Origin of the sequence: Heliorestis acidaminivorans (assembly GCF_008933955.1) — a bacterium.
Taxonomy (GTDB): domain Bacteria; phylum Bacillota; class Desulfitobacteriia; order Heliobacteriales; family Heliobacteriaceae; genus Heliorestis; species Heliorestis acidaminivorans.
Genome location: NZ_WBXO01000003.1, coordinates 217,137 through 232,364 on the forward strand (window position 1 = coordinate 217,137; position 15,228 = coordinate 232,364).

Below are 15,228 nucleotides of genomic sequence, written 5' to 3' on the forward strand. Positions count from 1 at the left end.
CCAGCAGATACAATTACTGCTAAGTCTACAAGCTTTCTATAACCCTTCTACAAGCCTAAAGTAATCCATTGCTAAGCTTGCGATCGACGGCATTAGCTACACGCTTTAACTCTTCCATAAGTGCCGTAAATTGTTGAGGATCAAGAGACTGCGGACCATCACAAAGAGCTTTGCAAGGCTCAGGGTGTACTTCAATAATGAGGCCATCGACACCGGACGCAATAGCGCCTTTGGACATAGAGCCTACGAGCTTCGCACTACCTGTTGCATGGCTAGGATCTACAATAATCGGTAAATGTGATAGATCTTTAATCACAGGAATAGCACTTAGATCAAGCGTATTCCTTGTGTAAGTCTCAAAAGTCCGAATTCCTCTTTCACAAAGAATAACCTGATCATTACCTTCAGACATAATATATTCTGCCGCCATTAACCACTCTTCAATAGTTGCCGACAAGCCACGCTTTAAAATCACGGGTTTGCGAACTTTACCAACGGCTTTTAAGAGACGAAAGTTCTGCATATTACGTGTGCCGATTTGTACCATATCAACATAGTCACAAGCAAGTTCTAGACTAGGCTCATCAATCACTTCCGTAACCGTAGCCAGACCATATTCATTACCTGCTTGCTTAAGAATCTCTAAGCCTTTTTCCTCCATACCCTGGAAAGCATAAGGTGATGTTCTGGGCTTGTAAGCACCACCGCGCAAGACCTGACCACCAGCCGCTTTTATATATTTGGCCGCCTTCATTACTTGCTCTAAACTTTCCACAGCGCAAGGACCAGCAATAATAGCAAGGTGGTCACCGCCGAAAATAGCTTCCTTAACCCGTACTACAGTAGGCTCATCCCTGGCTTCTCTACTGACAAGCTTAAAAGGCTTCATAATAGGAACAACTTTCTCCACGGCAGGCATGATCTCCAAGCCAAGAGAAGCTATAACTTCTCGCTCGTCTCCTACAGCTCCAATAACGATCCGATTAACACCTCGGATTAAATGTCCTGCTAGACCTGCTTCTTTTAACCTTTTCTCTACAGCAAGAATCTCCTCTTCTGCCGCATCTAACTTCATAACAACAATCATCTTACTATCCCTCCATCTAAAAAGTTGCCAAAAAAACTTATAATTATCAAAAAAGCTCACTATCATTCCTCAAAAGGGACGAAAGTGAGCTTTCCGCGGTACCACCCTATTTGCCTCGTCCTTCTTCATTTATAAAGAAAAAGAGCAAGAGGCCACTTACAAAGTACGGGAATCTATCTTCCTTGATAGCTCTTCGATCTTCTCTAAGATTGTATGGATAGCAATAAAAAAAGCTCTTCCTCCCTACAGGGACGAAAAGCTTCGTTGCTTACCGCGTTACCACCCTAGTTAATCCATTTAAGGATTCACCTCGATCAAAGAGTACAGGACAAAGAAAAAATTCCGATACTCCCTTCCCTGTAACGTTGGAAGAAGACGGTCAAACCTACTTACCATGCTCTGGTTTCAGTTGACAGCTCTAGAGTGAACTTCAGTAAGTCATGCCACGAAAGCGCTCTCAATCTATGACGCTTCCTCCCTGTAAAGCTGTTTCTTACTTACTTTTCTCTGTCATCGCAATTACCATATTGACTTTAAAAACAATCTAGCATAGTCAAAAGCAAAAATCAAGAAAAAATCACCATCTTTTGCAGGGAATTATCGATCTAATCATGAAATTATTTATTATGTCCCTAAAAGAACGAGCATTTTTTACAGACCCTGTCGTAAAAGTGCAAAGAAAAACTGGAGGTGCTATATGTTGGAAAGGACTAATTCAGAAGGAAAAGTTCTGCTTAAGAGTTTGGTCCGACTACAAGGAGAGGATTTACGGTTACTATATACCTTATTCAACGAAGTGACCGTTTGGACCGCTCTTAGAAACCGTGTCTTCGATAAAATTAACTTTATCTCCAAAACAGAAGATGAGAACCATCACTTTGAGACCTTACAAGAAAAAGCAGGAGACTTTGTTGTTGAGCCCGATGAAGAACTACAACTCCGTCTATTGCTTGAAATAGCCAAAACCTTAAAAATAAAAAAAGTTCACTGTGCTAACGAAGCAGACCTTATAGAACTTACGGAGCATATCACAGATGCTGTAATTCAATTGCTTCAAGAGCAAGACCTTGACTTTACGGGCAGTACTATTGAAAAACTAGCACAATGGCAATTACAGAAATTAGCTCAGTCATGCCAAGACTGTACTAGCGAAGGTCTTGATGATACAGCTCAAGCAGAGCCAAAAGCATTGCCTGCATCGTCTGAATTACTAGAAAGCACCCTTACAAGCGAAGCATCAACAGCAACCGCAATGGCAACTGAAGTTGCCGTAACTGCAATAGACAACTCTTTTGCACAGAACACTGAAAATGCACAGCTAGAGAAGGAGCTTACGGAGATCAAGTCTGCTTTAGCGCGTATTGCAAAGCCATCCTTCTTGCTTAAACTCTTTGGTGGCAGTACATCGTGGCTTAGCTTTTCACAAAGTAACCTTTTCCGCGAAAAACTCCTACCTCTGTTAATTACACTAATCATTCTACCAGAACTAAAAAAGCCCTCCGAAGAAAGTAACGTTCACTTAATTACTTTACGTTGGAACCAACTCCATAGTGATTACCAAAAACTATCTGAAACCATGCAGTCCATCAAAAAGAGCCAGAAACAGCTAGAAGAACAAGTAGATCTCACCAAAGCCGCATTGACAAATCTACAAGAAAAACTAGCCTTAAATGAGAAAAAAGAGACCATTACTCGTGCTAGCCTTTTAGAAAAGGTCAAGGATAGTCAAATGTTTGTTCGCGATGGCGCTGTAAAAGACAGCGATCTTTACAAGGGCACTAAGGAAGATGAGCAAGTTAATCTTCTTGCCTTACAATATCTTTATAAGCTAGGCGAAGTAGTGCTAGCAGAAGAAAAGGCAAATAATGAACCACCTAAATTGCTAAAAAAAATAAAAAACTGGCACGCTGGACAAGGACAGAAAAAAGAACTGACCGCTTTAGAAGAACAACTAATCCCAGCTTTATTGAACAGTACTGTCACTTTTGCCAACGAGGAAAGAACGATTATTCATGAGTGTCAAAGCAAACAACAAAACTTGCGTGAAAAAATGGAGCAGAATCTAGCCAAGACAGAATCATTGCTACAAAGCATCAGAGTAGATATGAAGCATCAAGAAAAACTAGAACGTGAATTGAAAGAACTAGAATTAAACTATTACGGACTAGCTGGACTAGCTTAAAAAGCACTAGGTTAGAAGCAGAACCTCTAGGCTATACTAAGCTTGGAGGTGATATTCAGTGTCCGATGAGCTTTTGCAAAACCTTGGTGAAGACTCTGGAGCTTTGCCACCTGAACAACAAGATCCCAACAACAAGGAAAACCCCTATCGTGAGCCAGGTAGAACACCAAAGGAAGTCAAAAATAACCCTCCTTTTTAATTCCATCACTTAAAAACCACCATGACATAATGTTCATGGTGGTTTTATTTTTCATTACTTAAATAGGCTTCAAAAAAGGACTTTTTTTACCTTGGTAGAAGATATGAATAAGTGTAAAAAATATTTTGCATAGATTTACATATATGTATCTAGATAGAACGTGGTTTAGAATATAGATCCTCTTTCTATTTTCCTCTATATAGAAAGGAGCTTGCTAATGGATTGGTTGCGAAATCTAAAAATAGGTCGCAAAATTATCGTAATCCTTGTACTTATGGCCTTTTCCATCACCCTCATTACTGGAACAGGATTCTACTTCATGAAAAACATGAACGATCGTGCTGAAGAAATGTATGACGACCGCACCTTACCAATTCTATGGCTTAACGCTAGTCGTGGCTATGCGCGCTTAATTGAAGCCCGCACCTTAGAATTAATGATTACTGACGATCCCCTGCGCCAACAAAACATTGTTACTGAGATTCATCAAAGACTTGAGCAACTTAATGCAGACATGGTTAAGTATGAATCAACATATCTTGTTGCTTATGAAGCAGAAAGAGTAGAGCCACTCCGACTGGCTATGGAAGAGTATGAAAAAGAGCTCGGCAGAACGCTTGAACTAGCTTTAAACGGACAAAAAGAAGAAGCTTATCAACATTACCTCCAATCAACAATAGTTCCAGCTCAAGTAGCAAATGAAATACGCCGTGAGCTTGCTGACTACAACGCACAAATAGCCCAAGAGCTTCATTATGCTATTGAAAGTGAGTATGTCACAGCGTCATCATTAATGGTTTTTGTTGGTCTGACAGCACTTATTATCACCTTCCTACTAGGCATCGCTATTTCACGGATGATTACCCGACCTTTACAAGAAATTCAAAAAATGATGGCTCTTGCTGGTGATGGTGATCTTACTGTCCATGGCAAAATTGATTCTCGCGATGAAACAGGCGAAATGATGGCTATCTTCAATAAGATGATCCAACAACAAGCTGAGATTGTTGACAAAGTGCGTAAAGCGTCTATTGAACTTTCTGCAGGCTCTCAACAAACTGCGGCATCAACAGAACAAGTAACAACAGCAAGCCAAGAAGTAGCTTTCTCAGTGCAAAAAATGGCAGGTGAAGCAGAACAGGGTAATCAATCGATTATCGATGTCTCTAAAGTTCTCATCGAGCTCTCTTCCTTAATACAAATGGCCAAAAACCAAGCTATTACAGCAGAAGAACATTCTCAAGTAACCTTAGAAGCGGCCTTACAAGGCCGAGAGACAGTAACAGAGACAATCAACCGCATGGAAACTATAAAAAACCAAACTGTAGAAACAGAAGAACGGATGACGACACTGACTCAGTATTCTCATCAAATTGGTGTTATTACAGATACCATTACCAACATTGCTAGTCAAACTAACTTACTAGCCTTAAATGCCGCCATTGAAGCGGCCCGTGCAGGCGAGTCGGGCAAAGGATTTGCCGTCGTTGCCGAAGAAGTGCGCAAACTTGCTGAACAATCGAACGAAGGAGCTGAAGAAGTAGCGGCCCTCGTAAGAAAAATAGCTACCACTACAGCTAAAGCTATGGATGCAACACGCCAAAGCCGCCAAGATGCTGAACAAGGCGTCCTTATCGTCGGTCAAGCTGGACAATCGTTAGGACACATTGTCAAAGCTGTTGATGGCACTGAAAAAGCAATTAGCGATATTGTTACTTTAACGGAAGAAGAAGTAGCCAGCTCTAAAAAAATAGTAGCCTTAATCAATTCAGTAGCTACAATTATTGAAACAACGGCCATAGAAGCTGAGCAAGTGGCGGCATCGACAGAAGAAACGACAGCCTCCCTGCAAACTGTTGCCGCTAGTACAGAAGAAGCAAGCGCTATGGCTATCGAGTTACAGTCTTTGATGGAAGTATTTAATGTAAAAATCAGAGCTCTAGAAGAAATGACAAGCCAAGAAGTATTACAAATCGCTAAGTCTGATCATCTGCTCTGGAAAGTACGCATTAAAAACCTTCTTTCTGGCCAAGGAAATGTAGGGCCGAAGGAATTAACATCTCATCAACATTGCCGCTTAGGAAAATGGTACTTTAGCGACAAAAATCCTTTCAAAAATGATAGCGACTTTATTGCTATGGACAGACCTCATCAACAAGTACATGAAGCGGCTCGCAAAGCTGTAGAAGCCCATAATGGAGGCAGAAAAGCAGAAGCAGAAAGTCACTTAAAAGAACTAGAAAAGAGCTCAACGCAAGTCTTAATCTACCTAGATCGCTTAATCAAAAAAGCTAATCGAATGAGTTAATCTTATTTGCTATCAAAAATTTTTAGATGACCACAAAAATGCTCTTGCAGTTCAAGAAAACTGCAAGAGCATTTTTTGCTTAACACCATTTTCATAGCTTTTTACACACAAGGTGAGTCCAAATGCCTGATTGCTTCTTCAAGTCTTTGTAAGTAAATTTTTTGTACAGCTTCATTCTCTCCTAGGCCGCGCATATAGACTTGTACATCTATCCCTACTGCTTCTAGTTGTGACTTAGCTGAATCTTCTTCCGAACCAGCCATATCATTGTGAGCATGGTCGCCTGCAACTAACATAAACGGCATAAGTGTAACTTGTTGAATATCTTTTTCTCTCAACTCTTCTACTACATCTTCAATAGCAGGAGCGCCTTCTACGGTATAGAAGAATAAATTTTTCATGCCCCTTTGCTCGGCTTTATATTGCAAGACCAAGTAGAAAGCATGAGTTGGATGAGGCGAGCCATGTCCCATAAGCACAACTGCTTCATTATCTTCTATAGATTGGGGCAATTGTTCCTGTAAGGCCTTCAGCAAGGTCGTGAAATCGTCGGACATACCTTCTTGACCCATAGAGTACAAAAGTGGATAAGCTAGTTCAATTTTTTGAAAAGCATTGTTATCTCGAAACCGCTCAACTTCTGCTTGAACTTCTTCGTATTCAATCCCAGGAATAACGTGAAGAGATTGCACAGCTACAGTAGTGTAGCCCTCATCTTGCAAACGCTGTAGAGCTTCTGCTACCCTGTCTACATGCAAATTATCGCGCTCTTTCAGTTTTTTGATAATTTTTCCCGATGTAAAAGCACGACGAACTTCCCAATCTGGATATTGTGAGCGCACTTTATCTTCAATAGCTTCAATAGTCAACTTACGTGTTTCTTCATAAGACGTTCCAAAGGATACGACAAGAATAGCTTTCTTCTCCTGCTTGATAACTTCCATAGATTCATTTCCTTTCATCATATCTTTTCAAGATTATGTACAGCCTCTTTGCACTAAGTTGTTCTTACCTAGCAATGCCCTACTATTTATTGCGGCGGGCTAAGATCAGAGAAAGATAATTGACAGGCTTAGAACGAATTTCATCAAGGTTATGTACAATTCTTTCTCCATCTAAGCCACAACGACTAATTAGGGTAGCTTGTTCTTTTAAGCCATGCTTTTCTAGGCGTTCGATAATTTGGTCTTTCTCTTTATAGACTTTCATTAATACTAAATTGTCAGAGTGAGCAAAAAGAGCATCTAAGTCATCGCTTTCGGAAATAGCAGGTATAATTGTCAAAGTCTCTTTCCCCTCTGCTAGCGGTTGCCCTGTTCTAGCCGCGGCGGCACAAAAAGAAGGAATGCCAGGAATAATCTCAGTCTGATATCTTTTGCACTGCAAAAGCTTATGCAAATAAATATAAGTGCTATATAGCATAGGATCACCTAGTGTAATAAAAGCGACAGACTTGCCTTTATCGAGAGCTTCCGTAATTATACTAATACTTTCTTGCCACGCTGTAGTAAGCTTTTCTTCTTCGTAAGTCATAGGGAAAAGTAGTGTATGTATTTCAACCTTAGAATTGAGGTACTCCTTGGCAATAGTAAGTGCTAAGCTAGCTCGGTCATTACGGCTTTTTGGGGCAATAACTACCTCGACTTGATTGAGTATCCGCGTTGCTTTGTGTGTTAGAAGTTCTGGATCTCCTGGTCCTACTCCAATTCCATAGAAGATAGCAGACATGATTCTATCTCCGCCCTCTCTTTTTATAAGTTTTTCTAGGGATAACGAGTACCTAGATAACGATACCCCATGTATTGTAGCATAGAAGGGCTTTTTTTGAAGATGATATGTTATTACAAATGTGATCATGCTAGTTATATTTATGGTATAATTGTGTTCAAAAACAGAATTATACAAAAATCGACATTTAGCTTCAGGAATATAGCAAGGAGTGACTATAGCTATGCTACCAAGGAGTATTAAGGGTAAGTTTATACTTTTCTTTCTTCTTGTGATTATCCTCGTTTCTTCAAGCATTGGTACTGTGTCCTACATATATGCCAAAGACGCTATTTTGAATGAAATTGAAGATGCCATAGCTACCATGGCTGAAGAAGGTGGTAAACTTGTTAGCAGTCAAATTGGTCAGCAGTTTGCTTTCCTAGAAGCAGTAGCGACACAAGACATCGTTGTAGATAACAGACCTTGGGCAGAAAAAGTTTCTATCTTAGAAGCGGAAGCGCAACGAATGGGTTATCAAAGCTTATATATCTCTGATAGAACAGGAAAAGCTCGACAAGTCAGTGATGATGAGACTTTTGCCGATGTTAGTGACCGTCTCTATTTCCAAAGATCTCTTTCAGGAGAAAATGCCGCTTCTGATGTACTGATTAGCCGAGTAACTGGTGAACCCATAGTAGTTTTTTCTGTACCCATTCTTCGAAATGGCCAGGTTCAAGGGGTCTTATTCGGTACTCGTGATGGTACAGAATTAAGTGCCATCACCAACAACGTTTCCATTGGCCGCGGTGGTTACGCTTACATTGTTAACAGTGAAGGAACTTTTCAGGCTCACCCTAATACATCACTCGTTTTAGATGCTTACAATCCTTTGTTAGAAGCTCAAAAGCAACCTGATCTCAGGCAACTTGCTGAAGTAATAGAAAATCGTATGATCAAAGGAGAACGTGGTGTAGCTTACTACTTTTTTAACGAAGCCGATCGCATCGTTGGCTTTGCTCCTATTGAAGCAACACCTTGGTCTTTAGCAGTTGCTTCCACAACAGCAGAGTACTTAGCAGGTCTTCAACAACTGATCAACATTATTATTGTAGCTACTTCTCTTGTAATTCTTGTAGGTTCTGCTATTGCCTACGGCCTAGGAAACAGTTTTGCTAAACCTATTGTCAAGGTTACAGAGCAAGCAGAAGAAATTGCCAAGCTAAACTTAACAAAAGATGTTCCTGCTGATTTTTTACAACGACAAGATGAAGTCGGAAAGCTAGCTCAGTCCTTTCAGTTAATCATGAACAATTTACGTGCTATGATCAAGGAGCTTTCTCAAGCATCACAACAAATGGCGGCCACATCAGAAGAGATGACAGCTACTTCAGAGCAATCTGCTAGCGCCGCTGATGAAATAGCTCGAGCTGTAGAAGATGTAGCTGATGGTGCTACGAAGCAAGCCCAAGAAACTAATAAAGGTACGCAAAAATCTAAAGAGCTTTCCTCGATCATTGAACAAAATCAGGCTTACCTAGAAGATGTAAATCAGGCCACAGATAAAGTAATAAAACTGAAAGAAGAAGGCTCTTCTACTCTTCAAAAATTACTGAGCAAAACATCAGAGAGTGCTCAAGCAACAACGCAAGTCTATCGTGCTATTCAAACTAACCATAAAAACGCTCAAAAAATTGCCGCTTCTAGCAAAATGATTCAAAGCATTGCAGGACAAACAAATCTTCTAGCTCTCAATGCCGCTATCGAGTCGGCTCGAGCAGGCGAAGCCGGTCGTGGCTTTGCTGTAGTAGCCGTTGAAGTTCGTAAGCTAGCAGAACAATCCACTCAGTTTTCTCAAGAAATTGAAAGTGTCTTACAAGAATTGCAGTCAGAATCACAGAAGTCAGCCGAAATCATGGAGTCTTTATCTCATCTAGTCGAAGAACAAAGCCAACAAGTTACCATAACAGAACAAACTTTTATGGAAATTGCCTCAGCTATAGAAATCACTAAAGGCCGTATCGAAGCGCTCAATCACTCTGGTCTAGCCATGGAAGAGAAAAAAGAAGAAATAATGGCCGTTATTCGCAAGTTAGCTGATATTGCTAGTGAGAATGCCGCCGCCGCGGAAGAAGCTTCTGCCGCTACAGAAGAACAATCAGCATCTATGCATGAAATCGCTAATGCTAGTGAGTCCTTAGCTCAATTAGCCCAAGATTTACAAGAAATTGTTCGACGTTTTAATATCTAAGTCCAACAAGCCTCCTGAGTTAAGTATAAACTTACACAGGAGGCTTTCTTTTAACTATGCGAATGCTTCAAAGTTTAGTAAAATGTTCTTAAAGAGATAGATGGATAGTTTTTTATTTCTTATTGATTTAGATTGGAGATTGGAGGAGGAAGGGATTGTGAAAGTTGTAATTATAGACGACGATCCCGGTGCTCGAGAACGATTGGCTTTACTCTTAAGTACTCTGCCTGCTGTTGAAGTCGTCGGAAAACTTGACTGTTTAGAAAAGCAACTAGAGTACATTGAAAAGATAAAGCCTGATGCTATATATCTAGATGTTGAATTAGAACAAGAAGATGGAATTGAAACGGCACATGCTTATCTGAAAAGAAAAGATATTGAATTTATCGTTATGACCAGCTACCCAGATAATGCTATTCGTGCTTATGAGATAAGACCTTTAGACTTTTTACTGAAGCCATTTAATGAAGAATCTGTCCTTCGCAGTATTTCTCGTCTCTCTAAGCGGCTTAAAGAGAAAGAACAATTGAAGCAAGTTCAAAAAAGTGACCGTCTCTTCAGTAAAATAGCTCATGATATTTTAGAAGGCCTAGCTATAGAAGAAGTTCTTAATTATGCCTGTCAAGAAACTGTAGATATTTATGGTTTACCTTTAGCTTGGATCGGTAGTGCCAAACTTAATGGAGACTTTTCTATCGATGCTTCTGCTGGCTCTGCCTTAGAATGTCTTGATACCAAGGATATAACTTGGAATGAAATCAAAGAACACTGCCAGCCATTGAATCAGCCTGAATGGCATCAAGTTGCTGGGAAGTGTTATTATACTGCGCCAAGCTTTCATATGAATGAACTTTTCACAGAACAGACTAAAGGCATTCGTCATTGCATTCTCATTCCCTTAAAACGGGAAGAGCAGATATTGGGCTTAATGGCTCTCTATGCCAAATATCTAGACTTTCTACAGTTGAGCCGCTTGAACGATTTTAAGCATTTTGTCAGACAATTATCCTTAGCCCTGAGTGCCGCTTTACGGCAAAGAGAAATTCGTATGTTAACAACTGCTGTGCAAGCTTCAGCTAATGCAGTATTAATAACAGACAGTAAAGGTGAGATTTATTGGTGTAACCATGCTTTCACAAAACTGACAGGCTACAGTTTACAAGAAGTTACCGGTAAGAAATCCGATATGTTTCGCTCTCATTCACATGAGGAGAATTTTTACGAGCAAATGTGGGATTCCATATCTTCTGGAAAGATATGGAAAGGCGAAGTCGTAAATCGTCATAAAAGTGGCCATTACTATACAGAAGAAATGACTATAACACCAATTATTAATGGCCATGACCAAGTTTGTTCTTTTATTGCCATAAAAGAAGATATCTCTATCCGTAAAGAAACGGAAAAAGCATTGCAACATGCTAAAGCTAAGGCTGAGAAAGCCGATCTGCTCAAAAGCGATTTTCTCTCCGTTATTAGTCATGAATTGAGAACACCTATGAATGGGGTTCTTGGTATGGGTGAGCTACTGTTAGATACAGCCTTAGACGAAGAACAACAATATTTAGCCAACACTTTAATGGATTCAGCTCATAAACAACTCAAATTAATTGAAGCGATGCTTACTTTTAGTGACATTTCCAAGAACGAAGTAAGCAAAGAAGATACAATCTTTTCTCTGCAAGAGTTAATTATATCTATTACAGAAAAGTTTCGTCCCTTAGCAGAGGAAAAAAACTTAATATTTTCACACCACCTATACGTAACAGGCGACTATATGCTTCAAGGTGCCCATCGACATCTGCAACAAATATTAGATTGTTTGCTCGAAAATGCTATTAAGTTTACCCATAAAGGAACAGTCTCTGTAGAAGCAACAATGCAAAAGGAGACAGCCCAAGATATCTGGATATGTTTTTCCGTTATTGATAGTGGTATTGGTTTTTCACCGGAAGTAAAAGAAAGACTTTTTCTTCCCTTTACACCTGGAGATAGCTCAAGCACAAGGAGCTTTGGTGGGTTGGGACTTGGCTTAGCTATCAGCAAAAAACTAGTTGACTTCATGGACGGTGATTTGGACATAAAAAGCAAAGAAGGAGAAGGAACAATCGTCTCTATAACACTTCCTTTTCAAAAAGCTTCATACCAGATACTTGAATCGTTGGCACCAACAAATTAGTAATGATCTGTCCATAAGGTGGTGTAAATATATTGTGCCAAAAGCATGCTACCTTAGATGAATTACCTGTCCTTCTCTGGCAAACTGATCATGACGGTTATTATAACTTTTTCAATCATGCATGGCTAACATTTAGAGGGCGCACTTTAGACCAAGAAAAAGGTATTGGTTGGTTACAAGGTGTCCATCCCGAAGATTTGCAGGACTGTTTATCAACTTATGTTACATCCTTTCGAGAGCGACAACCTTTCAAGCGAGAATATCGCCTTAAAGGTTCTGATAATCAGTACCATTGGTTTCTAGATACAGCCATGCCTCGCTACAATAGTGAAGGACTTTTTTTGGGCTATGTAGGTACTTCCATAGACATAAGCAATCGTAAAGTTATAGAAAAAGAGCTAGTCTGCACTAGAGAGCAACTCAAAAATATTTTTTCCGGTCTCTCCCACGTCTACTGGTCATTAAACCTAGTGAACTTTGAAATGTTGCAGATATCCCCGGTCTGTCAAAAGCTTTTTGGCTATTCTGCAGAACAATTTTATGAAAACCCCTTAGTATGGTTCGAGTTAGTTCATCCAGAAGATCAGTGGCTTGTTCAAAACTTTGATCAAGAACTAGAGAAAGATAAAGTCTGGCAGAAAGAATATCGTATCATTCATAGTGACGGCTCTTTACGATGGATTCAGACAAGAATTGTTCCCTTTTTTGGAAAGAAAGAACATGCTGTCCGTGTTGATGGCTTACATCGCGATATAACAGAGGAAAAGAAAGCTCAAGAAGAACTATATAATCAAGAGCAATTATTTCAAGCTGTTGCCGAAGCTTCTCGCTGTCTACTAGAATCGGGTGTCAACATAGAAGCTATTAATGACGCCTTGGCCATTTTAGGTAAAGCAACAGGCGTAGATCGAGTCTACATTTTCAAGAACGATCGGCAACCCAAAACAGAAGAAGAACTGGTCAGCCAAGTTTTTGAGTGGAGTTGCGATCCAACCCATAGTCAGCTAGATAACGAAGATTTACAATCTTTTGCCTATGTTAGGGAAGGTTTTGAAAGGTGGCACGAAGCTTTATCGGTAGGCGATATCATAGCTGGAGCTATCTCTGATTTTCCCCTTAGCGAAAGAGCTATCTTAGAATCACAAAACATCGTTTCTCTTATTGTAGTTCCTATCTTAATTGACGGATTTTACTGGGGTTTTCTTGGCTTTGATGACTGTAAAAAAAGACGTGACTGGACTCCGCCTGAAGTGTCAGCACTACGCACCTTATCGGCAGGTATTGGCGGTGCTCTAAAACATCATAAGAAATCAGAAGAGCACCATATGCTCTTAGATAATATTGAGACACAAATCTGGTATTTAACAGAGCAAGATCGATATGGCTTAGCTAATAAGGCACATGCTTCTTTCTTAGGCCGAGAAAAGGAAGAGCTTGTGAACCGTAGCCTCTATGAATTAATGACTTCAGAAGAAGTGGATGTTTCTATAAATAGTAATCGTCACGTTTTTGAAGAAAAAAAGAGCCTTCAGTCAGAAGAATGGATAACGAATAAGATAGGTAATAAACGTTTACTTCTCATTAATAGAATTCCTAAGCTAGACAATCAGGCAAAAGTTGAATATGTGATTTGTACTGCCCAAGACATTACCGAGCAAAAACAGGCTGAGCTAGCCCTACAAAGCGCAAAGGAAAGTGCTGAAGCTGGTAATCGCGCCAAAAGTGACTTCCTAGCTATGATGAGCCACGAAATTAGAACACCTCTCAACGCTATTACAAATATGATTGAAATGCTCTTAAAAACCGAGCTCAATGAACAACAAAAACAGCAAGTTAGAATTGCTCACATCTCTAGTGAACTGCTGTTAAGTGTGCTCAATGATATTCTAGACTTGTCCAAAATCGAAGCTGGTAAAATAACCTTATGTCACGAAGTTTTCAATTTGCATGAATTACTAGAAGAGATGATCGCCTTAGTACGCCCCAAAGCACAGAAAAAAGGATTATCTTTATATCTCATAAATAACTTGAACCATGAAAATTATTTTTTTGGAGATCCTTTACGACTACGTCAAATACTCTTAAATCTCATAAGCAATGCTGTAAAGTTTACTCTTCAGGGCGAAGTGGTCTTGAAAGTAAAGCCTCTTAAATCAACCAAATCGGCTGTTCATTTTCTGTTTGAAGTTCAAGATACAGGGATCGGGATCGCAGATAATGTACAACAAGACATCTTCAAACCTTTTTCACAAGGTGAGCGTGCAACAAGCCGTAAGTTTGGTGGAACTGGCTTGGGATTAACCATCTGCAAAAACCTTGTGCAGAAGATGAATGGTCGAATAGGCGTAGAAAGCGAAAAAGGGCAAGGTTCTCTCTTCTGGTTTGAGATACCCTTAATAAAAGCTGAATCTACAGATATTGATGCTTATTATATTGATGATCTTTGCCAACAAGATAACTTAAGTCTAAAACAAATTGACTATAGCAAATCTATTCTTGTCGTAGAAGACAACAAGGTTAATCAGGAAGTATTATTATTACAACTAGAAGAACTAGGATTGTTAAATATTACGATCGTTAGTAACGGTGTGGAAGCACTAAAACTTTTGAAAAAAGAAGATTTTTCTTTAATCCTTATGGATTGCGAAATGCCCGAGCTTGATGGATTTGAAACTACAAAGTTAATTCGTAAGATAGAAGAAAGCGAAGGACGAAAGAAAATCCCGATTATAGCCATGACAGCCTACGCTTTACAGGGCGATAAACAGCGCTGTTTAGAAGTAGGTATGGATGACTACATGAGTAAACCTCTTCGTTCTGAACTATTATACTGTACTCTACAACAATGGATACCGCAACTTGCTATACCTGACCAAGCAAATAAAGATATGGTAATTTCCAAAGAGTCTGCTCTTTCAACAATACGAATGGATCGCTCAGCCTTAGAGAAGTATCGCAAGTATCAAAAACCTGATGAACCTGATCTTGTAGTTAAATTAATAAAGATCTATTTAGATATGGCTGATCAGAAGTTAAAGGAATTAAAAGAAGCATTAGAACTTGAAAATCTTCAAGCTGTAGTTCGAAGATCACATCTACTTAAATCAAGCAGTGCAGATGTTGGTGCTTTCCTTTTAGCAAGTTACTTTGCAGAGCTCGAGAAAATGGGTCGTGCTGGTATTATAGAAGGCATGGTTGAGAAGCTTCAGATTCTCGAAGCAGAATATGTAGAAGTTCGTCAAGAACTAGAAAAGTGGATGGTAACGATTGAAGAGAACTTTTGAAGAGAACTTTTAATAAAGTTAATAGCTAAAGACG

The 15,228-nt window shown here is 39.6% G+C and carries 9 protein-coding genes and 1 other annotated feature; of the genes, 6 read left to right on the forward strand and 3 right to left on the reverse strand.

The window, feature by feature from the left end; all coding sequences use genetic code 11:
- Window positions 1–55: 55 nt before the first annotated feature.
- Window positions 56–1,087, reverse strand: coding sequence for a 3-deoxy-7-phosphoheptulonate synthase (aroF, locus tag F9B85_RS05745; protein WP_151619431.1), 1,032 nt, complete (start codon window positions 1,085–1,087; stop codon window positions 56–58).
- 244 nt (window positions 1,088–1,331) lie between these two features.
- Window positions 1,332–1,610 (reverse strand) — a binding site (T-box leader).
- Between the two features lie 174 nt (window positions 1,611–1,784).
- Here aroF and F9B85_RS05750 point away from each other — a divergent pair.
- The 3 genes from F9B85_RS05750 (at window position 1,785) to F9B85_RS05755 (ending at window position 5,776) form a co-directional block, all read left to right on the forward strand.
- Window positions 1,785–3,269: a hypothetical protein gene (locus F9B85_RS05750; protein WP_151619432.1), complete on the forward strand. Its 1,485-nt coding sequence runs from the start codon at window positions 1,785–1,787 to the stop codon at window positions 3,267–3,269.
- Window positions 3,270–3,327: 58 nt separating this feature from the next.
- Window positions 3,328–3,468, forward strand: a complete 141-nt coding sequence (locus F9B85_RS14320; protein WP_170270223.1) for a hypothetical protein — start codon at window positions 3,328–3,330, stop codon at window positions 3,466–3,468.
- A 217-nt stretch (window positions 3,469–3,685) separates the two neighbouring features.
- On the forward strand, window positions 3,686–5,776 hold the full coding sequence (locus F9B85_RS05755; RefSeq protein WP_151619433.1) for a methyl-accepting chemotaxis protein: 2,091 nt from the start codon (window positions 3,686–3,688) through the stop codon (window positions 5,774–5,776).
- Between the two features lie 101 nt (window positions 5,777–5,877).
- Here F9B85_RS05755 and F9B85_RS05760 read toward each other — a convergent pair whose 3' ends face one another.
- Both F9B85_RS05760 and cobI read right to left on the reverse strand, forming a co-directional pair.
- Window positions 5,878–6,720: a sirohydrochlorin cobaltochelatase gene (locus F9B85_RS05760; RefSeq protein ID WP_151619434.1), complete on the reverse strand. Its 843-nt coding sequence runs from the start codon at window positions 6,718–6,720 to the stop codon at window positions 5,878–5,880.
- A gap of 82 nt (window positions 6,721–6,802) precedes the next feature.
- On the reverse strand, window positions 6,803–7,504 hold the full coding sequence (cobI, locus tag F9B85_RS05765) for a precorrin-2 C(20)-methyltransferase (RefSeq protein ID WP_151619435.1): 702 nt from the start codon (window positions 7,502–7,504) through the stop codon (window positions 6,803–6,805).
- Window positions 7,505–7,727: 223 nt separating this feature from the next.
- Here cobI and F9B85_RS05770 point away from each other — a divergent pair, with 223 nt between their 5' ends.
- From F9B85_RS05770 to F9B85_RS05780, 3 genes are all read left to right on the forward strand, one after another.
- Window positions 7,728–9,734: a methyl-accepting chemotaxis protein gene (locus F9B85_RS05770; protein ID WP_151619436.1), complete on the forward strand. Its 2,007-nt coding sequence runs from the start codon at window positions 7,728–7,730 to the stop codon at window positions 9,732–9,734.
- Between the two features lie 157 nt (window positions 9,735–9,891).
- Window positions 9,892–11,910 (forward strand): ATP-binding protein, encoded by a 2,019-nt coding sequence (locus tag F9B85_RS05775; protein ID WP_170270226.1) that lies wholly within the window; start codon window positions 9,892–9,894, stop codon window positions 11,908–11,910.
- Between the two features lie 32 nt (window positions 11,911–11,942).
- Window positions 11,943–15,194, forward strand: coding sequence for a PAS domain S-box protein (locus F9B85_RS05780; protein ID WP_151619438.1), 3,252 nt, complete (start codon window positions 11,943–11,945; stop codon window positions 15,192–15,194).
- Window positions 15,195–15,228 lie beyond the last annotated feature (34 nt).